At 48.6% G+C, this 21,870-nt stretch carries 17 protein-coding genes; 14 read left to right on the top strand and 3 right to left on the bottom strand.

Translation table 11 applies throughout. The features are described from left to right. Positions 1 to 204: 204 nt before the first annotated feature. Complete coding sequence (locus GOB58_RS00085; RefSeq protein ID WP_173558970.1) at positions 205 to 1,794, top strand: GH39 family glycosyl hydrolase; 1,590 nt, start codon at positions 205 to 207, stop codon at positions 1,792 to 1,794. A 51-nt stretch (positions 1,795 to 1,845) separates the two neighbouring features. Here the strand turns inward: GOB58_RS00085 and GOB58_RS00080 are convergent, their stop codons facing one another. After that, positions 1,846 to 4,224 carry a TonB-dependent siderophore receptor gene (locus GOB58_RS00080; protein ID WP_265792569.1) on the bottom strand — a complete coding sequence of 793 codons (2,379 nt, stop codon included), beginning with the start codon at positions 4,222 to 4,224 and terminating at the stop codon, positions 1,846 to 1,848. Between the two features lie 244 nt (positions 4,225 to 4,468). Beyond that, positions 4,469 to 4,945 carry a cupin domain-containing protein gene (locus GOB58_RS00075; protein ID WP_173558969.1) on the bottom strand — a complete coding sequence of 159 codons (477 nt, stop codon included), beginning with the start codon at positions 4,943 to 4,945 and terminating at the stop codon, positions 4,469 to 4,471. A 252-nt stretch (positions 4,946 to 5,197) separates the two neighbouring features. Between GOB58_RS00075 and GOB58_RS13010 the strand changes: the two genes are divergently transcribed. The 5 genes from GOB58_RS13010 to GOB58_RS00050 are packed head-to-tail and all read left to right on the top strand — an operon-like array spanning position 5,198 to position 10,744. After that, positions 5,198 to 5,485 carry a YtcA family lipoprotein gene (locus GOB58_RS13010; RefSeq protein ID WP_173558968.1) on the top strand — a complete coding sequence of 96 codons (288 nt, stop codon included), beginning with the start codon at positions 5,198 to 5,200 and terminating at the stop codon, positions 5,483 to 5,485. Between the two features lie 3 nt (positions 5,486 to 5,488). Continuing rightward, on the top strand, positions 5,489 to 6,520 hold the full coding sequence (locus tag GOB58_RS00065; RefSeq protein ID WP_086634982.1) for an HlyD family efflux transporter periplasmic adaptor subunit: 1,032 nt from the start codon (positions 5,489 to 5,491) through the stop codon (positions 6,518 to 6,520). Continuing rightward, the gene (locus GOB58_RS00060; protein ID WP_173558967.1) at positions 6,517 to 8,733 is read left to right on the top strand and encodes an FUSC family protein; all 2,217 of its coding nucleotides are present in this window, start codon (positions 6,517 to 6,519) and stop codon (positions 8,731 to 8,733) included. The genes GOB58_RS00065 and GOB58_RS00060 overlap by 4 nt, the downstream gene beginning before the upstream one ends. A gap of 17 nt (positions 8,734 to 8,750) precedes the next feature. Continuing rightward, complete coding sequence (locus GOB58_RS00055) at positions 8,751 to 10,292, top strand: TolC family protein (RefSeq protein WP_173558966.1); 1,542 nt, start codon at positions 8,751 to 8,753, stop codon at positions 10,290 to 10,292. Next, positions 10,292 to 10,744 carry a MarR family winged helix-turn-helix transcriptional regulator gene (locus GOB58_RS00050; protein WP_173558965.1) on the top strand — a complete coding sequence of 151 codons (453 nt, stop codon included), beginning with the start codon at positions 10,292 to 10,294 and terminating at the stop codon, positions 10,742 to 10,744. Before GOB58_RS00055 ends, GOB58_RS00050 begins: the two co-directional genes overlap by 1 nt. Positions 10,745 to 10,748: 4 nt before the next feature. Here GOB58_RS00050 and GOB58_RS00045 read toward each other — a convergent pair whose 3' ends face one another. Continuing rightward, positions 10,749 to 11,186 carry a MarR family winged helix-turn-helix transcriptional regulator gene (locus GOB58_RS00045; RefSeq protein WP_086554718.1) on the bottom strand — a complete coding sequence of 146 codons (438 nt, stop codon included), beginning with the start codon at positions 11,184 to 11,186 and terminating at the stop codon, positions 10,749 to 10,751. A gap of 344 nt (positions 11,187 to 11,530) precedes the next feature. On the opposite strand from GOB58_RS00045, the gene GOB58_RS00040 reads away from it, so the two are divergent. The 8 genes from GOB58_RS00040 to GOB58_RS00005 all read left to right on the top strand — a co-directional run bounded on the left by GOB58_RS00040 (position 11,531) and on the right by GOB58_RS00005 (position 21,742). Further along, positions 11,531 to 12,655, top strand: a complete 1,125-nt coding sequence (locus GOB58_RS00040; protein WP_086554719.1) for an FAD-dependent monooxygenase — start codon at positions 11,531 to 11,533, stop codon at positions 12,653 to 12,655. A 24-nt stretch (positions 12,656 to 12,679) separates the two neighbouring features. Next, positions 12,680 to 13,159, top strand: coding sequence for a (2Fe-2S)-binding protein (locus GOB58_RS00035; RefSeq protein ID WP_086554720.1), 480 nt, complete (start codon positions 12,680 to 12,682; stop codon positions 13,157 to 13,159). Beyond that, positions 13,160 to 16,732, top strand: coding sequence for a molybdopterin cofactor-binding domain-containing protein (locus GOB58_RS00030; protein WP_173558964.1), 3,573 nt, complete (start codon positions 13,160 to 13,162; stop codon positions 16,730 to 16,732). It begins immediately after the preceding gene. A 68-nt stretch (positions 16,733 to 16,800) separates the two neighbouring features. After that, positions 16,801 to 17,841: a 2,5-dihydroxypyridine 5,6-dioxygenase gene (locus GOB58_RS00025; RefSeq protein ID WP_173558963.1), complete on the top strand. Its 1,041-nt coding sequence runs from the start codon at positions 16,801 to 16,803 to the stop codon at positions 17,839 to 17,841. Then, complete coding sequence (locus GOB58_RS00020; protein WP_086554723.1) at positions 17,838 to 18,476, top strand: isochorismatase family protein; 639 nt, start codon at positions 17,838 to 17,840, stop codon at positions 18,474 to 18,476. Before GOB58_RS00025 ends, GOB58_RS00020 begins: the two co-directional genes overlap by 4 nt. A gap of 17 nt (positions 18,477 to 18,493) precedes the next feature. Further along, positions 18,494 to 19,288: an alpha/beta fold hydrolase gene (locus GOB58_RS00015; RefSeq protein WP_173558962.1), complete on the top strand. Its 795-nt coding sequence runs from the start codon at positions 18,494 to 18,496 to the stop codon at positions 19,286 to 19,288. A gap of 88 nt (positions 19,289 to 19,376) precedes the next feature. After that, complete coding sequence (locus tag GOB58_RS00010) at positions 19,377 to 20,129, top strand: maleate cis-trans isomerase family protein (protein ID WP_086554725.1); 753 nt, start codon at positions 19,377 to 19,379, stop codon at positions 20,127 to 20,129. Between the two features lie 374 nt (positions 20,130 to 20,503). After that, a complete protein-coding gene (locus tag GOB58_RS00005) occupies positions 20,504 to 21,742 on the top strand; it encodes an MFS transporter (protein ID WP_369822932.1) in 1,239 nt (412 codons plus the stop codon). The last annotated feature ends 128 nt before the right edge of the window (positions 21,743 to 21,870 follow it).

Here is a 21,870-nt window from a genome sequence, read left to right as displayed (position 1 = left end):
TTATATTAATAAATAATTTTAATATAAAAAACTGAAAAAAGACATTTTTAATAGTTATAATGGTGCGAATAAAAATCAATCACTCCCATAATTCCCTGCTTTAGGAATAAATATCATATGTCACTTTTATCTTTCAAAAGATGACGATAGACATATGAGTTTTTTGATTTTTATTCGTTTATATTATTCATATGCTTTTTGGTGATGGGAGCTTTTTCGTTGCATTTTTCGACTATCATTACCGCATGTTTTGCCGTTGCATTTTTTTGCCGTCCACAGTCTGTGCAGGCAGAGAATGCTTCATCTTCTTCTGTTGTAATTGATACGACAGCAGCCGGTAAACCGTTTCCTCATTTCTGGGAGCAGGCTTTTGGCTCTGGCAGAGCAGATCTGGTTCTGACACACTCTTACGTCGAAAATGCAAAAGCCACTAAGAAAGCAACAGATTTTCGATACGTACGTTTTCACGGTATTCTGGATGACAGTATGGGTATTATGGCTCCTGATACACAGGGTCATATGCATTATAATTTTCATAAGTTTGATGCTGTGTATGATAACCTTCTGCGGTTACATATTCGTCCTTATGTTGAGCTGTCATTTATGCCGAGCCTGATCGGGAGTGACCTCCTGCGGCGCAATAGTGGCCTCGAACCTCTGATGAATATGACTGCCTCAGAGCCGCCTAAACCAGTAACTGATTTTAGTAAAGGTGCGTTGTGGTATCGTGCCAATGTCACTCCCCCGGCACATATGGAGGAGTGGAATGATCTGATTCGTGCGCTTGTGACACATCTTGAGCAGAGATATGGAAAAGATGAAGTTCGTAAATGGCCTTTTGAGGTCTGGAACGAGCCTGATCAGGCGACATGGGTAGGTTTCCCGCGTATGGAGAGTTATTTCGCCCTTTATGATAATACGGCAAGAACAATAAAATCCGTTGATCCTGCTTTGCAGGTTGGTGGTCCGTCAACCGGAGCTATTCACTGGGTGGGTGATTTTATTGATCATGTTGTGCGTTATCACGTGCCGGTCGATTTTATCTCAACACATATTTATGCCAATGATCCGCCAGATCTGCTGAATCTTCCTAAAAGTCCTGAAAATACAGGTAATACTGTATGCGATGCTACGCGCGTTGCACGAGCAACGCTCACTCGTTCATCTCTGCACCATCTGCCGCTTTATATCTCGGAGTTTGGTGCTGACTGGGATATGAAGAATGGTACGGCAGAACGTTCCTGGATTTCTCCCTGGCTGGCTGAAACGATCCGCGATTGTGATGGTCTGGCACCCATCATGTCTTACTGGACTTTTTCTGATGATTTTGAAGAGCAGGGTGTGGCCGACCGTGAGCTGCCGGGCGCTTATGGTTTACTAAGCTCACGCGGTATACCTAAACCTGCTTTTAATGCTTTTGCTTTACTGCATCAGCTGGGTAATATGCGTTTGCCCGTGTCACCACAAAATTCAGATATTCTGGCAACGCGTAATAACAATCAGGGTATCAGTCTTGCATTGTGGAACCGCAGCCATGATCAGAAAAAAGTTATGAGCTTTGATCTGCAGGGGCTGAAAACGAAAAAAGCATCTCTTGTCATTATAGATGAGCATCATGGCACACCACAGGATCTTTACAATGCGATGAACCGTCCTGCGACGCCCACAGATGTGCAGACGCAGGCTCTTGTTAATGCGGCGCATATTCCTGAAGCACAGCAAATAGCTGTGCATGCTACAGGTAATATAATAGTCCTGCCGCCAGAAAGTCTGGCATTACTGGTAGTACAGTAAGAATATCATCAGGGGCTGACTTCATGCAGGTCAGTCCCTGATTGCCTGGTTTCAGTAGTGACCTCTTATAGTAAAGTTGAAGGTTCTGGGTTCACCATAAATCATACCATCATAAAACCCGGCCTGCCGGACATAGGTTTTGTCTGTGAGGTTGGTTATATTCCCTGCAACAGAAAGCCATTTGTTAATACGGTAACGTGCCATAATATTGATAAGTGTATAACCTCTGACTGTCAGGTTTGATTTGTCATATTTGCCATTGCCAAGTGGACGGCCCGGGTTTGTTGTCCATTGTGTGCTTGACTGGGCTGAAATGCCCCCGCCAATGGTCAGATGATGCATTTTCCCTGGAAAGGTGTAAGTCGTACTAAAGCGTACCAGGTGATGCGGATCCTGACGGTAGCTTAACCCTTTTTCGTAAAGATAACTGTAACCAAAAAAGACATTCCAGCCGGAGAGTAACTGGCCGGAGGCATCAAAATCAATTCCTTCTGTCTTGACGCCATTGACGGATTCATAAATGGCCTCGCCTGTCGTCAGGTTGGTTGCTCCTGTTGCCTGTGCAACATTGCTTTGACGATTAAGATAAAAAGCGAGAGATGTATTCAGTCGTTTTTTAAAAAATTCACCTTTTAGGCCGGTTTCATAACTTTTACCCTGTACAGGGCTGAGTGGTTTGTTATTTTCATCTCGTAAACTGGTTTGTGGCGTATATATACTTGTGTAGCTGCCATAAACAGACATATTTCTCGTAAAATCGTAGACCATACCAGCATAAGGAGTCAGTACAGCATTTTCCTGCCCGGTACTGGTTGAGCCTGAATACTGATTGGCTTTGTTATATGTGCCTGTATAAGCCTGATAACTGCTTATGCGACCACCAAGAATAAGAGAGAGCCCTTTAGCCAGAATGAAATGCCCTGAGGCATAAGCGCCATAATTACGCGTTACATCGACTTCGCGTGCTTTTGTGCGGTGTGTGACAAAGTTAGGATATGAACCGTCCCATGTCTGCCAGTTGGAAATAGGCAGTCCGGTTGCTCTGTACTGACAGCCGGAATATGGGGTAACACCAGCAATAGAGCAGTTGCCCAGTGCTTTGCTAAACGTGTATTGTGTCAGTTCGTCATTATAGCCGTTAAACCCGAAGACCAGCTGATGTGTGCGCCCCAGAAGATGCAATGGCCCTGAAACATGTACGTCAGCATTATCACGTGCATCTTCATATTCTGCATGCAGTGCGTTCAGATAAGCTCCTGAACCATCCTGATTCCAGAAACCGGCATATCCTCCCTGACTTTTTGCCGCATTATTTATCTTTGCTACGCCAAGATTATTGTAAGAGCTGCCCTGAGTGCGCATATATCCTGCTTTCAGGTGCCAGCCATGTGAAAAATCATGATCATAGTCAATAAAAGCTGTATACTGATCGCGTGTAGCCTGACTCCATTTCGCAGCAGGGTTTGTGCTGCGTGGCAGATGAGTTTTTGTGCCGTCAGCATACCAGATCGGTACGTTAGTGCCCCATGAGGCGCCGTCATTACGGGTTCTTTCATACTGAAAGCCGAAGTTGAGACTGTCACGGGAAGAAAGATCGGCTGTGAAATTGGCCAGAGCGCCAATACGATTTACATGCTCACGCACCCTGAAGGTATCAGTATCATCCCACGAAAAGACATAACGGCTGCGGATGGAGCCCGAGCGGTTCAGCGGAGCATTCAGGTCAGCCATAACGCGGTGCTCGTTCCAGTTACCTAGTCTGAGCAGGCTATTAGCTGAAAAATATTTTTGTGGTGCTTTGCGTTGTAGGTAAATGGTGGCTGACGGGTCGCCTGTGCCGCCCAGCAGACCATTTGCGCCGCGAACAATCTGGACGTTGTCATATAAATCCATGTTCATTGATGAACCAACACCACCAAAACTTGTTGTGGCATCGACCTGCATACCGTCAATTTTATAGTTTGTTATATCGAACCCTCTGGCGCGGTAAGTGGTCCTGCCAGCGTTATCATTGGCATAGGAGGTAACGCCTGGGGTGGTGGTAAGAACGTCGTCGAGTGTGTTGATCTGCTGATCGTCCATAAGCTGGCGTGTCAGCACGGTCACAGTTTGTGGTGTTTCGCGCAGGCTCAGTGGCAGGCCGGTAGAGGCACTGGTTTCCTGTGCGGTGTAGCTGCCTTTCTCCCAGTGGTTTCCTCGCACGAGAATACTCTCGTCAGTTTTGTGTTTATGGTGCGCCTGCGCAGAATGTGCTGCCTTATTATGCAGATTTTTTTTGTAATAGTGTTTTTTCTTTATGGTGCTGTCAGCTACTGACTGAACAGGTGCGGTCTCAGCTGCACAGGCAGCTGACATGCTGCCACCGATCGTGAGGGAGGTTGATGCGAGCAAAAGAAGCGACCGGAAACAGGTCATATGGTGGCGTATCACAAGATTATCCTACCGATAAACGCAAATGCGATTCATTCTTATTATCGGTGAGGTATCAGTTCAACGTCTTAACAAAAAGAGGTAAATTTATTACATCTTATTTATTTTATATATTGGTGCGTGTTCGGTGAGGATCTGAGTAGCTGATTGGCTTAGCCGGAGCGGTGATGCAGCTTTTTTTATCAGCTGCATCACATGAAGGAGAGCGTCAAAGCTCAGCTGTATCTGATTGTCAGGCAGGCTATTATTTTAAGGAGGCTGCAGGATTATCCTTCGGGTTGACATAGGTCATACCAAAGGGGCCGACACCGACAACCTCGACAATAGCTTCATGGTCTGTTGTGCGCAGAGCATGCGGTATATTTTTTGGCAGATGTACAAAACTACCTGCTGTTAGTTCTTTTGTTTCAGAGGTGTCGTATGTTTTACCAACATAATGGGTGAACTGACCTGAAACGACAGTCAGTGTTTCGTCCATGCTGTGCGTATGTGGGGCAATGGCTGAATGAGGTGGCATCCACACTCTGATAACAAAAGGACCTTTATGGGCAGGGTTACCATAAACGTAAGAGATTTTGATTCCTGAGGGGAAATCTGCCGGAGCGGGTTGCCATGGAATTTGTGCGGTATCCAGGACGATAGCAGGTTCAGCCGCATATGAGGAAAGACAGCCATAAAAAGTTAATACGCCTATGGCTAATGTTGTTTTGACGAGTTTCATTATTTTTCTCTTTCGCTGGATAACGAACTGAAACCCTATAAATTTTTTACGTTTTATAAAAGCATCAGAAGGAGAGGCATGCCATCACATATGCAGAGTGAAGGATATATTTGCCTGATCAGACCGTGTGGGGCTCTGCTGCAGGATATCGCTGCTATAAATTTAGTTGACTTGCAAACAAACTATTATTTATCCTGTATTTCAAATTCTTTGCCCTCAGGGCTAATCAACCTGTTCTTGAGTAATCCGGTCGTGAAATATCAGAAATCTTCTTATCAGCCTTATTTTCTTTGTCTGATGCCTGTTTTGCTTAGTGGGTGCAGCCGGGCACCGCTACAGGATGTCCTTGGTTCTTTTTTTCCATCCTGGATGCTCTGCGGTGTCTTCGGGGTTGTGGCTTCAGCTTTATTACGCGCCGTTATCGGGGCGTTCGGGGTCAATGAGGCAGTGCCGGTTCCTGTTCCTGTTCCTGTTCTGACTTATATCGCCTTTGCACTGGCGGCTACTTTTCTTACCTGGCTTTTGATTTTTGGGCATTGAATCATGGCACGCTTTAAATTCTCTCCGGTAAGAGCAGGGGGCGTCTCTCTGCTTATTCTGTCGTTGTTCAGCTGCGTGGTTCTCGGACTGTTAGTTCTGAATCGTCTCCATCACCGCCCCCGTACAGAAGATGCTTATCTGACCGCCGATATTATTCATTTCGCACCTGAGGTCAGCGGGCGCATTGTTTCTATGTCGGTGCGGGATAACGAGTATGTCAGACGCAATCAGGTTTTGTTCGTTATTGATTCTGAACCTTACGAATACCGGGTGCAGCAGGCCCAGGCTCAGGTTGACAGCCTGCAGGCTCAGATCGATGTGCAGACCAGTCAGGTCAGTTCTCAGCTTGCACATGCTGAGGCTGAGGCCAGCAGTGTAACCAGTGCGCGCGCACGCCTTGCACTGGCTAAAATGACACAGAGCCGCCTTGAGCCTCTGAGCCGCCAGGGTTTTGTAACACACGAAGCACGGGATCAGGCCCGCACAGAAACAAAAACCGCGGAGGCCGGCCTTGAGCAGGCTCTGCGTTCTGCGCTGGCCTCACGGCAGGCTGTACGCAGTGTTGCGCCTTTAAAGGCCGACCTTGCCGCAGCGCAGGCAGTTTTACGTAATGCCCGGCGTGACCTGCGCCTGACAACGGTACGTGCTCCATGTGATGGTATTGTGACCAGCCTGACCACAGCCGCGGGGGAATATGCTTCTGTCGGCAAGCCTGTTTTTACGCTGATAGATAGTGAGCACTGGTGGGCTATTGCGAATTTTCGTGAAACGCAGCTTGCCGCCCTTAAAGTGGGGCAGAAGGTCAAAGTATACGCGATGGCTCAGCCAGATCAGCCGATTTATGGTGTGGTAGGCAGCCTTAATGCCGGGGTTGTGCCAGATGAGGGCACGGTTGCAGATGGCTTGCCTAAAGTGCCGCGTACACTGAACTGGGTGCGTATTGCACAGCGTTTTCCAGTTCGTATTTTGCTCGATAACCCACCAGAACAGCTCATGCGTATTGGTGCTACGGTTGTTGTGGTTGTTATGCCATGAGCCCGTCAGGAGCACATGGGCAACTGCTGCCGCCACAGATTGATGAGGGAGATCCGCCTCAGAAAATACGTCTTTTACTGGCGGAGATGGTACCCACACCAGGGCGCCTGCGTAATACGCTTCTGTTATTAGTTCAGGCGATGCTCACCATTATAATTGGTGAAACGTTTCGTGTGCCCGAACTGCCTATTCTGGTTGTTATTAGTTTTTTCCTTTCAGGGAATGATGCCGCATCTAATGCGAGTACTGCTCTTATGGGCGGGCTGACGATGATTGTGGGTACTGGCCTGACAATTGTTTTGCTGATGATGAGTTTGTCTGAACCTGCAATCAGACTGCCATGTATGTTGTTGCTGACACTGGGGGCCGGTTTTTTATCGCAGGCTGCAACAATGGGGCCACTCCTGAATATTTTACTTTTCTGGATCGTATATATGGCGATGAATGCTGATCTGTTACAGTCAGCAGGTAGTCTGGTTGATGGCTATGTTGGTAACACAACAGATAGTGTGGTGCCGGATAGTCTTTTTATGCCGCCAGAGGAAGCGATACTGCATCTTTTGTTATGGATTGGCGTATTATTTCTCATAGCCCTTTTTCTTCTTGTTTTTATTAATAAAATTGCGGGGCATGATCCTCTCGTTGCTCTACGTTCAGGTCTTGCCGGCCGACTGAGTGCTATTGTCAGTGCATGCAGTGATGACCCTGTGCAAAAAAAACAAGGTTTGTCTGCGGTCAACAGGTTTGCCTCAGAGGGTGTTGCCGGACTGAGGCAGGCACATGATCTGACAGCGCGACTTCATCCTGAGTTGCCGCGACATCGTACAGGTATCGCCATAATTCGTACAATGGCGCGGCTGGTTATGATTTTTGTTGAATGGTCGCGTTTATATTCTGGCCACAATAAGGATTTTACGCGAGATATAAGCTGTCTGGCCCGTCTTTGTGCTGATGTGTTGCGCAATCGTAAAGTTTTTCTTCCTGCACTGGAGAGAGAAACAACAGATCTTATTGCACAGGCAGAAGTTTTTCGTGACAATCCTCTTTACTATCCTCTGGCGCTCGAAATGGCTCGTTGCCTGACTTTAATAAGAGCTTTGTTATTAAAACCGGATGTTTCAGCTCATGAATTTGCACCTGACGTAAAAGCAGCTGCCCGTGCTTATTTTAAACCCGATGCGTTTACTAACCCTGCATATACGCAGGCAGCCATGCGTATCGCGCTGTCAGTATCTGTTTGTTATGCCATCACACGTTTTACGTCATGGCCCGGTATTCAGACATGTGTTGTGACCTGCTTTCTTGTTTCTCTTGAGACGCTGGGAGACAGTGTTCACAAAATGATTTTGCGGGTTATCGGGGCACTGATAGGGGCAGCATCGGGCATTGTGACGATTCTGGTGTTTATGCCTTATATGACAGATTGCACTGACCTTTTGCTGGCCATTATTCCCGTAACGTTTCTCGCCGGATGGGTGAAGAGTGGTAGTCCGCGCATTTCTTATGCAGGAGTACAGATTGCACTGGCCTATTTTATGACCTTGCTACACGGCTATGGCCCCACGCTTGATATGGAAGCAGGGCGTGATCGTGTTGTCGGTATTCTGATCGGTAATGTGGTTGTATATATTATTGCAACACTTTTCTGGCCTGTAAGTGTGACCGACAGAGCTCGTCGTCATTTAGTAAGTGCAATACGTGGTCTTGGCGACCTTGTTATCTGTCGTCGCAGTAATCCTGAAAAACTGGTTGATATAGCCCAGGAGATTGAACGCGAGAAATTTGGTAAGGCTCTGGCTGCAGTACGCAGCTCTATGGCAAATGCCCCGATGGAGCTTTCAGGTATCAGAAATACAGATGGTGTGTGTCAAATTGATACCCGTATCATCACACATATTCAGATGCTGGCCGTGCCCGTCGCAATTCTCGCTGATATTTATGTGCCGGTGAGTGATGATGCTTTTGGTCATATGGAGAAACTAAAAAACTGGTTTGATACTTTTGCACAATGGGTCAGTGACGGGCAGGGCACAGAGCAGCTTTACAGTCAGTTGCCAAAGCCTCCGTATCTGCCTGATGATCCTCAGCGTGAAGCCTGGTTTTTTGTTTTAAATCAGCGGGTACAATATATTTTACACAATTTGTTACCTGCCAGTGACTGTATATCTGAAGGGTCAAAACCTTTTTTGAATACTTCAGAAATTTCCTTATAATATCATATGAAAAATGTATGATGAAAAACTCTTCTCTCTTTTATAGTTTGTCTCTGACGCTGTTTCTGTGCGGATGTAATGACACCCGTAACTTTGCTCCTGAGCGGGCTGATCTGCCATGGCATCCTTCTCCGTCAACAGGACTTAAAATTCCTGAAGGTATAAAAGGTTTTGTTAGCCCAGGTGAAAAAAATACTGTTTCTGAAATTCGTTCAGTGCAGAAACGACTTGCTGTCGGTGATGATATAAAAGCGCTGCCTCTCGGGCTTGCTGATATGATTGATATTGCCGAGCGTCACAACCCTGATACACGTTTTGCGTGGGAAAGTGCACGTCAGGCTGCAATTAATATTGGCATGTCGCGAGCAGCCTTTATGCCTCAGCTTACATTGTCTGCAATGGGCGGTTACCAGCGTATGGCACTGCCGTTGCCTAATTACCTCTCAAAGCGAGGGTATCTGACATCTAACGGTGCAGCCGTTTTTCCAAAACTTGAGCTGGACTATCTTTTGCTTGATTTTGGTCATAGCAGATCTCTTGTGCAGGAGGCACAACAAAAAGCTCTTGCCGCAAATTTTGGTTTTACGGCAGTGCATCAGGCTCTTATTCTTGCGGTTATTCGTGCTTATTATGCGCATGAGGCAGCACGTAATATTCTGAAAGCATCACACGCTGCGGCAGACCATGCAACTGTTCTGTTGCGTTCTGCTGATGCGCGACATGCCCATGGTGAGGCAACAGTTGTTGATGTAGCTATTGCCCGGCGTAACCTTGCACAGGCGAATTATGATTGTGATAAAGCAGAGGATACTGAGCATGCTACCTGGCATGCCTTACTTGCGGTGCTGGGCTTGCCTGCTACGACTGAGCTGACATTACAGCCGGTCACAGAGCATCGCCTGCCGCAGATACCTGAGCAGCAGTTGCAGCGCCTTATTAATCAGGCCTTGCAGGCCCGGCCCGATATTATGGCTGATGTTGCAAGAGTTCGCGCTGAAGATGCCGCATTAAGAGGTGCCAGAGCTACGATGAAGCCCAGAATATCTCTTGCGAGCAATGTATCGGCCTATCTTGGTGAGCTTAAAACCTACGGTGGGGCTTCGGCAGCCCCTGCGTCAGCGATTGCTCAGCCTCAGGGGCAGGCTTTCCTTCAGCTCAGCTGGCCTGTTTATCAGGGGGGCATGAGGGCCAACACTGTGCGCCTTGCTGAATCGCGCAAGGCACAGGCTGATGCGACGCTTGCTAAAGATCAGATTAGCATGGAACGCGAGGTGGCAGATGCTCTGGATGAACTTAAAACGGCACTGGCACAGGTACACTCAGCCCAGACCCTGCGGGATGCAGCACAGGTAGCTTATAACAGCGCATCGCAGGCTTATGCTCATGGTGTCGGTACGTTTACTGATGCTTCAGCTGCTGTGGCAGCCCTCTATCAGGCACAGGCTGCTTTTGCAGTGAGCACAACGGATGCCTTTACAAAAGCGGCTAATCTGGCTCATGCAACAGGAGAGCTTGTCTCCGGTTCGGAGATATCGGGCATAACGGAGAAGGTAAACTGATGCATAATGGCAGTAAAAACACGATAACTCTGGGGCGTATGCTTAATCAGACAGCCCGTTTGTGGCGTCATATTCTGAATATACGGTTGCTGCCTTATGGTCTGACTGATGCAACATGGCAGCCTTTACTTGAGTTAAAACGACAGAACCGCCCCATGCACCAGAAGGATATTGCTGAAGCTTTGTTTCTTGATAAATCATCAGTTGTAAGAACGTTGCGCAACCTTGAACTGCAGGGTTTGATTACGCGTGTGCCGGACAAAAATGACAGGCGTGCTCATTATATCGTCATAACTGACGAGGGTAATAAACGTATTGAGTATGTTCTTAAAATAGCATCTGAGGTCGAAAATGAAGTCGTACAAAAATTAAGTGATCATAAAAATTTTCGGCCACTTCTCGAAGAGGTATACAGTGTTGTGAAAGATATTTCAGGTCATTACAGAATATAAAATCTTAATCGTTCGTAAGTGATAATTTCTGCAGAATATGCAGCGCGGCAACATGTTCACATTCTGTCAGCGGGGCGAGGGTTAACTCTGTTACCTGCAGAGCAACAGGTATGGTTTTTTCAACAAGCAAAGCCCCTTCTTTTTCCAGTGAGACCAGTTTTTGTCTGCGGTCCTGTTTGCTTTGCTCTACTTTTACAAGCCCCCGTTTTTTGAGGCGTGAGACAATATCCCGTAATGTGGCATGATCTATGGCGGTTTGCTGGCTGATCTGCACCAGGGAGGCAGTATGTAGTTTTTGAACTGTGACCAGAACGGCAAATTGTGCTGATGTCAGATGGTCATCAGGAATGTGTTCCTGAAAAATAGCAGTATGACGCTGATAAGCGCGCCGCAGCAGAAAGCCAATCTGCGCATCAAGAATATACTGTTTACTATCTTCCATACTCGTGTGCACCTTACAAAGACAAATGACACGTGACTTTTGGCTGGCAGGGCACAAAACAGATCAGGCCCTGAGTGTGGGCCACGGTCTGACCTGACTTTAGCGTGAAATATACAGGTGCTATAATGCCCTGGCAGACAGGCTATGGCAATGACGCACACGCGGTTTTTTACGTTATAAGCAGAAGATATTTTCGTTTATTTAAAGAAAAATTAATCTTAATTTGGTATAAAGACAGTTCTTTTCAGTAAGAATCATCTTGACCTTTTTGTTTTCATATCAGAACATTCAGATATAGCGTATACACCATATAATGTTATTTGTTGTCTGTCAGGAGAAGCGGTATGTCGGATAAAGGTCGTGTAGGCATTGTCGGCGCAGGGCTGGGCGGTGTCGCAGCAGCAGGGCTGCTGGAAAAAGCGGGTTTTGACGTTGTGCTGTTTGACCAGGCACCAGCTTTTGCCCGTCTGGGTGCGGGTATTCAGTTTGGCCCTAATGTTATCAAAATTCTCTCTACCCTCGATGGTCTGGCTGAAAAGCTTGAGAGTGTCTCCTGCCTGCCAGATTACTGGGTGAGTCGTAAGTGGGATGACGGTACCGTCATGGCTAAAATTCCGCTTAATGCTGAGCGTGAACGTTATGGTGCACCTTACATCACTATCCATCGCGGCGACCTGCATCAGGCTATGCTGAACTGCATTAGCCCAGAGCGTGTAAAATATAACCACAAGCTGGTTGATTTTACCGATGACGGTAAGAGTGTAACGCTTGAGTTTGAGAATGGTGTTACCGAAAAAGTCGATTTTCTGATCGGTTCTGATGGTATCAATTCACGTATCCGCGAAAAAATGTTTGGGTATGAAGCCCCTCTTTCTACCGGCTGGATCGCGCATCGTGCTATTATTCCGGGTGCGGCTGCAAAAAGCCTGGGTGCAGATCTGAATGCTAAATGGTGGTCAGAGGATCGTCACATCGTCTGCTATTATCTCGATCGTAATGAGGATGAGTTCTACCTCGTGACAGGTGAGCCGGCTGAGTGGACGTCTTCTGTAGGGCAGCTGCCCAGTACGCGTGATGAGTTCCGTGCCGCATTTAAAGGATTTCATCCAATGGTGCAGGGCTATATTGATGCGACAGAAACAGTCACAAAATGGCCGCTTAATACACGCCCGCCTTTGCCGGTCTGGCATCAGGGGCGCACTGTTCTGCTGGGTGATTCCTGTCATCCGATGAAGCCACATATGGCACAGGGCGCAGCTATGGCAGTTGAAGATGCGGCTGTTCTGGCGCGTTGCCTGAGTGAGATTGGCACGTCTGACCTGACACACACATTCAGCATTTACCAGAGTGCACGCAAAGAGCGCGCGACAAAGGTGCAGACAATTTCTAATGCGAATACCTGGCTGCGTCAGCCTGAAGATCCCTACTGGTGTTATGGTGATAACATTTATGATCTGACGATCGGGTAACTTCAGAAAAAGGAGAAGGGCGTTATGGCAGCCAGCGTCTTTCTGACAGTAAACGGTAAACAATGCGAGGTAGAGGCTGCTGCCGGCACGCCTTTACTGACCATATTACGTAATAGCCTGGGGCTGAATGGCCCCAAATATGGTTGTGGTCTGGGGGCGTGCGGAGCCTGCACAGTGCTGCTTGACGGCAAGGCGGCGCGTAGCTGCGTTGTGTCGGTCGAGGCTGCGGGCCGATGCAAAAACATCGTGACCCTTGAAGGACTTTCTCCCGATGGGAGTGACCCTGTGCAAAAAGCGATGGTCACTGCTCAGGCTGCGCAATGTGGCTATTGTCTTAATGGTATGGTCATGACATTGCGTGCTTTTCTTGATGCTGTTCCCAACCCGGATGAAAAAGCTTTGCAGGAGGCTTTGCGTTATAATCTGTGTCGCTGTGGTACGCATGTTGAAATTATGCGTGCAGCACGGATAGCTGCTGGCCTTGAACAGGAAGAGGAGCGGTAAATGGGTTCTGCACTCCAGATTTTTCGTAAATCTCTTCCTCCTGCAGGTCTGGTTGCCCGTGCTGATTTTATTCAGCGTGATGAAGTGCTCGTTCAGATTGATGAGAATGGCCGGGTTACCGCTTTTTGTGGGCACGTTGATCTGGGTACAGGTATTGCAACATCGCTGGCTCAGATTGTTGCTGAAGAGCTTGATGCTGCACCCTCACAGGTACGTATGGTGCTGGGGCATACTGATAGTACACCTGATCAGGGTGCTACAATTGCCAGTGAAACAATACAGATTTCCTCACGCCCTATTTTGCGTGCAGCAGCACAGGCGCGTAAAATTTTGCTTGCCCGCGCTGCTGAGCTGACCGGGTGTGATAGTGCAGCACTTTCTTTTTCATCTGGTGTTCTGACAGGTGGCCCGGCTGATCAGCCCGCGTTAACACTGGGCGACCTTGTGCGGGGGATGACCCTGCGCGTGGAGCTTGATGAGAGCACGCCGGTTAAAGCACCGGCTGACTATAAAGTCGTTGGTAAAAATCAGCCACGTGTTGATATTCCCGACAAAGTTACAGGCCGCATGGTTTACGTGCACGATGTGCGTGTTGATGGCATGCTTCACGGGCGTGTTATTCGGCCGCCTTATGGCGGGTTCGACCATGGGCCATTCGTCGGGCGTGCCCTGCTTGATGTTGATCGCGCCTCTGTCGCGCATATCGCAGGCCTGGTTGATGTTGTGGTCATTGGTGATTTTGTTGGTGTGGTCGCAGAGCGTGAAGAGCAGGCTATTGCTGCTGCCGAGGCTCTGAAAGTCACCTGGAGCCCGGTTGCTGTACCGGATTTATCTGATCCGGCAGAGGCCCTGCGTCAGAACCCTTACGAGCCGCGTGTTGTCCTGGATCGTGGTGATGTGGATAGTGCTCTGGACGCTGTTACGCATCGTATGGACCGTGAATATTTCTGGCCTTATCAGATGCATGGCTCAATAGGGCCATCCTGTTCTGTAGCGTCATGGCAGGCGGATGAGCTGACTGTCTGGTCTGGCACGCAAAACCCCCACATGCTTCAGGCCGATATTGCTATGCTGATGGGTCTGCCTGTTGCTTCTGTGCGCATTGTGCGTCACGAGGCAGCCGGGTGTTATGGCCGTAATTGCGCAGATGATGTCGGGGGCGATGCTGCGCTGTTATCGCGTGCTGTTGGCAGGCCGGTCAGAGTGCAGCTTACCCGTATGCAGGAGCATGTGTGGGAGCCTAAAGGTGCTGCACAGCTTGTCAGTATTAAGGGAGGGCTCGACGAAACCGGAGCACCTGTCGCGTATAATCTTGATACCAGTTACCCTTCTAACGTGTCTCCCCTGCTGGCGCTGGTGCTGACCGGGGTAGTTCCTGCTGAGGTGCCTGAAATTGCACAGATGGGGGACCGGACATCAGTTCCTCCTTATGAGTATGCCAATGCCCGCGTGACGGTAAAGGACATGCCGCCAATAGCGCGTGCATCGTGGTTTCGTGGTGTGTCCGCTCTGCCCAATAGCTTTGCACATGACAGCTATATTGATGAGCTGGCTGCCGAAGCTGGTATTGACCCTCTTGAATATCGCCTGCGTTATCTGCCTGATAAACGTGCGGCAGAACTGCTTAAAGCGACCGCAGCACGGGCAGAGTGGCAGCCGCGTACCGAAGCGCCGCGTCCTGACCCGGCTGACCGCACATTAAGCGGACGTGGTCTTGCCTATGCCCTGTATGTGCATGGTCCGTTCCCTGGTAAACCTGCGGCATGGTCTGCCTGGGTTACGGATGTTGAGGTGGATCGTCTTACAGGTGAGGTCAGTGTAACCCGCGCCGTAGTCGGGCAGGATGCCGGTCTGATGATCAATCCTGCTGGTGTACGCCACCAGTTACAGGGAAATGTCATTCAGTCCGTCAGCCGCACGTTGCAGGAGCAGGTGACGTTCGACAAAGGTGGTGTTGAAAGTCAGGAGTGGGGTGGTTATCCCATTATCCAGTTTCCTGACGTGCCAAAAATTGAACCAGTGCTGATGAACCGGCCGGAGGAACCGCCTCTTGGTGCAGGGGAATCCGCCTCGGTGCCGAGTGCTGCGGCTATCGCAAATGCGTTATATGCGGCAACAGGTGTGCGCTTTCGTGATGCTCCGTTCACTCCGGAAAAGGTGAAAGCCCGCCTTGACGAAGCGCTGGGCCCGTTAAAGCCGGTTCCACTTTCACCGGTGCCGCCTCTGGCTCTTGGGGGCGAGCCCGCAAAACCAGCCATGGCCGGGCTGGGATTTAAAGGTTTGTTGCGCCGTGCCGGGCTTGGTACGGCTGTTGCTGTAGCCGGGGGTATGCTGGCAACGCTTATGCCATGGCGTGCTACTATTGCTCCGGTTGCCCCCCCTGTACCAGGCATGTTCTCCCCCGAAATTATTGCAAAAGGGAAGCTGGTCGCCGCTGCGGGTGACTGCGCTGTGTGTCATACTGCACATGGTGGCGTTGAAAATGCCGGTGGTCTGGCGCTTGATACGCCTTTTGGCACAATTTACACGACCAACCTTACGCCTGATCCCAAAACAGGCATTGGTCAGTGGTCTTATGCGGCGTTCGAGCGGGCAATGCGTCAGGGTATAAGCCGTGACGGGCGGCATCTCTATCCGGCTTTTCCTTACACGTCTTTTGCAAAAATCAACGATACGGATATGCAGGCGCTTTATGCTTACCTGATGTCGCAAAAGCCTGTTGAAAAGCAGCCTCCCGTAACATCACTGCGTTTTCCGTATAATATGCGTTTCTCCCTTGCCGGGTGGAATACTCTTTTTCATCGCACAACACCTTTTGTACCGGATCCAGCCCGCTCAGAGCAGTGGAACAGGGGGGCCTACCTGGCTGAGGGTGCAGGGCATTGCTCTGCCTGTCATACGCCACGTAACGCGCTGGGAGCTGAACGCTGGCAGAAAAATTATCTGGCTGGTGGTGAGGCAGAGGGCTGGAGTGCCCCGCCACTTTCAGCCTTATCAGATTCCCCTCTGCCGTGGAGCGAAGGTGATCTGTATGCCTATCTGCGCACTGGTTTCAGCCCGAACCATGGTCCCGCTGGCGGCCCGATGGCCCCTGTGGTGCATGCTATGTCAGAGCTGCCTGATGATGATGTCAGAGCGATTGCACATTATATTGCTTCGTTCGATACACGTCAGACAACTATACCTGTGCAAAGCCAGCGTGAGCAGTTTCTGGCGCGTTCAGCCTCGCTTCAGGCACTGGAAAAAGGTGAAGGTGAGAGGATTTATAAAACAGCCTGTGCGGCCTGTCATGAGGGTGAGGCCGCTCATCTTTATGGGGCGCGTCCGCAACTTGCACTGAATACGAACATACAGGCTGAAAATCCTGATAATATTATTCGTATTTTACTTGATGGTGCACCAGACCCGGCGCATCAGACGGCGACGACTATGCCAGCTTATCGTAATGTCTTCTCTGACCGGCAGATTGCAGAAATTCTCTCTTTTCTGCGGCGCACGATGGCACCTGATAAAAATGCATGGACTGATCTTACCGGTCAGGTTTCACGTATTCGCGCACAGGGAGGGCATTGAAAAATGCCATCTCAGTTTTTCATAAAATGGCTCTGTAAGAAAACGCCTTTTGTAAAAGGAACATGCCCATGCCAGTAAGTGATTATGAACTCGTCCAGTCCTGGCGTCAGGTTCTGGGGCTGTGTAACCTGCAGGCAGGTCAGAGTGTTACGCTGCTGACGTCAAGTGCGACGAACGAGCAGACACTGCGTTGTGCTATTCTGGCCGTGCAGGAGAAAGGTGCTTTTGCAAATCGCCTTGATTTGCAACCATCTAATGGCGGAACTTCTCTGTCACGTGACCCACTGGCTTACGTGGGTAAAACGCCACTGACCGGTAATCGTGCCGCTGTAGAGATGCTGAAAGCCAGTGACCTGGTTCTTGATCTGATGACGCTGCTTTTTTCAGCAGAACAGCATGAGATTCTCGAAGCAGGCGGGCGTATTCTTCTCGTTGTAGAGCCGCCCGAAATTCTGGTGCGTATGACTCCGACAGAGGAGGACCGCACGAAAGTGTTAACAGCTTCAGCCCGGCTGAGAGCTGCAAAGACTATGACGGTGACATCATCTGCCGGAACAGATGCAACTTTTGCTCTGGGGCAGTATCCTATTCTTGAAGAATATGGTTTTGTTGATAAGCCCGGCCGGTGGGATCACTGGCCGAGTGGCTTCCTGGCAACCTGGGCAAATGAGGGTACTGCTCAGGGTAAAATTATCCTTGCACCAGGTGATATTTTACTGCCGCAGAAAAGTTACATTACGTCACCTATCACCTGTCATCTGGAAAATGGTTACGTAAAAGCCATTGAGGGTGGTTTTGAAGCAGAGCATCTGCGCGATTATATGGAAAGCTTTAACGACCCGGAAGTTTTTGCGATTTCGCATATTGGCTGGGGCCTGCAAAACCGTGCGCACTGGGCTGTTATGGGCTTTTATGATGGTGAAGCCAGCATTGGTATGGACCCGCGGGCCTGTGCAGGTAACTTCCTGTGGTCAACCGGCCCGAATAACGAAGCTGGTGGTGAGCGTGATACGGCATGTCACATTGATATTCCAATGCGCAACTGCACAGTAAAAATTGATGATGAAACCGTTGTGCAGGACGGCAAACTGACAGGAGACTACGCATGACAAACGGACATCAGCGTGATGAAGCCCGTTATGAAAAACAGGGTTTTGGCAACGAAATCGGTATTGCCGGTGGTATTGGCTTACTTATTGTTGATTTTGTAAATGGCTTTGCTGATCCTGATGCTTTTGGCGGGGGCAACATCCCTCAGGCTATGGAGCGTACGCGCACTTTGCTGGCAGAGGCCCGTCATCATGGCTGGAAAATAGCTCACACGCGCATTGTTTTTGCCGATGATGGCTCTGATGCAAATATTTTTTCCATGAAAGTCCCTTCCATGCTGGGGCTGACGGAAAATAATCCCGCATCAGCTATTGTGCCTGAACTGGCCCCGCTCCCGGGTGAGTATGTTGTGCGTAAAACGGTACCGTCAGCGTTTGCCGGTACACCTCTGGCAGCCTGGTTTGTTACGCATGGTGTGCAGACAGTGGTTGTCGCCGGGTGCGTAACTTCAGGCTGTGTGCGTGCCAGTGTGCTTGATGCCATGCAGGCAGGTTTCCGCCCGGTGATTGTCTCCGATTGTGTAGGAGATCGAGCCATTGGTCCGCATGAAGCTAATTTGTTTGATATGGCGCAGAAATGCGGTGATGTGATGTCGCTTGAGACCTTACTGTCACGTATTTCTGACGCTCAGTAAAAAGTAAGGTCAGAATAATGAATGAATCTAACTTGATGTATGGCGCGAATGTGCATGCTAATGGCATTCGTCAGCATTATCTGCGTTATGGTGGTAAAGGTAAGCCGCTGGTTCTTATCCCTGGTATTACCAGTCCGGCTATCACCTGGGGATTTGTAGGGGAGCGTCTGGCTGCAGAGTATGATGTATATATTCTTGATGTAAGAGGTCGGGGGCTTTCTTCAACCGGTCCTGACCTGAACTATGATCTCGATAGTTATGCAGATGATGCCCTGGCTTTTATTGCAGCTCTTGGGTTGAAAGACGTGACGCTGATGGGTCACTCTATGGGCGCACGTATTGCCATTCGTGCCGCGCGTAAAGAACCTTCTGAGCTGAAGCAGCTTGTGCTTGTTGACCCACCTGTAAGTGGTCCTGGTCGTCGTGCTTATCCTGCAAAACTTGACTGGTATACAGAGTCTATTCGTCTTTCACGTCTGGGAATGAGCGCTGAAGATATGCGTCGTTTCTGTCAGACCTGGACAGATGAGCAGCTTCAGCTGCGTGCTGAATGGCTGCACACCTGTGATGAGCTGGCAACGCGTATTACGTTTGAAAAGTTTCACACAGAAGACATTCATCAGGATTTACCACATCTGAGTGTTCCGGCCCTTCTGGTTGTGGCAACTCGCGGTGGTGTTATTCAGAAAGAAGATGAAGAAGAAATTTCAGGTCTGAATCCGGCTATTAAAATTGTTCACGTCCCGGATGCCGGCCATATGATTCCCTGGGATAATGAAGAGGGTTTTTACAAGGCAGTTTCTGTCAGATAATCCTGCATGTTGTGACCTGTTAATGTTGAAAGTGGGTATAAACGGCGAGAATCAGAGCCGGAACCTGCATATTAATTAAGGTGTTTTTATGAAACCAGTTTACCGTATCGGGCAGATTGTTCCGAGTTCTAACATCACAATGGAAACTGAAATTCCTGCTCTGATTCGTCTGCGTGAAACTATTCGTCCTGAACGTTTTACGTTTCATTCGTCACGTATGCGTATGAAAACAGTGAGTAAAGATGAGCTGTCTGCGATGGATGGGCAGTCAGATCGTTGTGCGCTTGAGCTGAGTGATGCCGCACTTGATGTGCTGGGTTATGCCTGTCTTGTTGCAACAATGTCGATGGGGCCTGGTTATCATCGCGTTTCAGAAAAAAGGCTGCATGAAAGAACGGTTGAAAATGGCCATCCTGCACCGGTTATTACCAGTGCGGGTGCCTTGATTGATGGTCTTAAAGTGCTTGGTGCAAAGAAAATTGTAGTTGTAGCACCTTATATGCGCCCCCTGACGGAGCTTGTTGTCGATTATATTACTCGTGAGGGTATTGAAGTTATCGATTACGTAGCACTTGAAATACCCGACAATCTTGATGTTGGCCGTCATGATTGTCAGCGCCTGCCAGAAATTATTAAAGGGTTACGCTATCAGGAGGCTGATGCTGTTGTGGTTTCGGCCTGTGTGCAGATGCCATCTCTGCCAGTTATTTCTGCTGTTGAAGCGTTGACCGGTAAACCAGCTTTAAGTGCGGCTGTTGCTACAACATATGCAATGTTAAAAGCGCTCAGGCTTGAAGCAATTGCACCAGGTGGCGGCGCTCTGCTTTCGGGTACGTATTAAAATTACTGATTAAGGGCGAGGGATATACTTAGCTCTTAATAAAGATAAACCCCTTTACCAGCCGATATTAAGAGCAGGTAAAGGGGTTTATCGCGTTATCATGATGATATAAAATTTATCATTTAGTTTATTTTTCAATAAATTTCGTTTTTATGTAACAAAAATTAATGTTTCATAATCAAAATATATTATTCACATTAATCGTGTGTACGCTAAGATAATATCGTTACCGAAACAATAAGTCCTGGGGCGTAGCAGGTCGTTTTTTCGGACCAATCTGGTACACGATATTTTCTGGAGCGCTCATGCAAAATACAGCTGTTTATGAACAGGAGGCCTGTTCTGATCAGAAACAAGACAGGCTATATGCAAAAATGGCGCAGCGTATCCTGCCCTTGCTGTTTCTTGGCTTTCTTGCCTCATATCTTGACCGCGTGAATGTTGGTTATGCAAAACTCAGGATGCTTTCTGACCTGGGAATGAGTGAGGCCGCATATGGGCTGGGTATAGGGCTTTTTTTTCTTGGTTATATTTTGTGTGAGGTGCCCAGTAATCTCTTTCTGGTTAAATTTGGTGCCAGAAACTGGATTGCCCGGATTCTGATTACCTGGGGTTTATGCTCTGGTGCCATGATGTTTGTGCATACACCAACGCAGTTTTACGTTTTGCGTGTACTGCTTGGAATTGCAGAAGCTGGTTTTATGCCTGGTGTTTTGTATTATCTGGCTGTCTGGTTTCCACCGCATTACCGTTCAAAAGTTACAGCAGTTTTTATGGCCGGTATTCCTCTTGCCAGTGTGATTGGTGGTCCTCTGTCTGGCTGGTTAATGCAAAGTCTGAATGGTGTAGGGGGATATGAAGGCTGGCGCTGGTTGTTTTTCTGGGAGGCTGCGCCTCCTGTTGTGATCGGTATTGCTGTTTTTCTGATGCTGCCAGCATCACCAGAGAAAGCTTCATGGTTAAATAAACAGGATGTAGATACACTGTATGCAGCTAACCCTGCAATTTTAGAAAAAGTGAGTATGACAAGCAGCATTGTTGCGGCGTTTCGTAACCCATGGGTGTGGTTGCTGGGTGTCGTTGATGGTACACTTCTGCTTGGTTTATATACCATTGCTTTCTGGACACCGTCTTTGCTGCATGATGAAGGGATACGCTCAACACTTGAAATCGGCTGTCTGAGTGCTATTCCACAAATTGGCGCTGTTATCAGTATGTTTGTAATTGGTCGTAGCTCTGATAAGCACGGTGAGCGTCGCTGGCATATTGTTCTTCCCATTCTGTTTGGCAGTCTTTCTATGGCCTGTATTCCATTTTGTGCAGGTAATATTGCAATGACTATTGCCTGCATTACCGTTGCGAATATGGGTATTCTCGGCGCGTTGCCGCCATTCTGGGTGTTACCTTCTCTTATGCTGAAAGGAAATAGTGCCGCTGTAGGCCTGGCACTTGCCGGATCAGTTGCTAACATTGCAGGTTTTTTTGCAACAGCACTGGTGGGTTATGCCCGTAGCATGACTGGTGGTATGGCAGGCGTTATATGGCTGTTTGCCGCCATGGTCTTTCTGGGCAGTATTTCAGTTCTTCTGATCCCAAAAGAGAAGATGAAGTAAAAAGCGAGCTAAAAAGCTCTGGTATTATTTTCCCAAGGGGTCTGGATATGCGTATCCAGGAGCAGATCAGGACAATAAGCGTGATCAACAGTATTATCGGACAAAAAGCCTCCTCTCTGTTTCATGCG

Origin of the sequence: Acetobacter thailandicus (assembly GCF_011516655.1) — a bacterium.
Taxonomy (GTDB): domain Bacteria; phylum Pseudomonadota; class Alphaproteobacteria; order Acetobacterales; family Acetobacteraceae; genus Acetobacter; species Acetobacter thailandicus.
The sequence above is the reverse complement of the archived record's forward strand: the minus strand, read 5'-3'. Positions and strand labels throughout refer to the sequence as shown.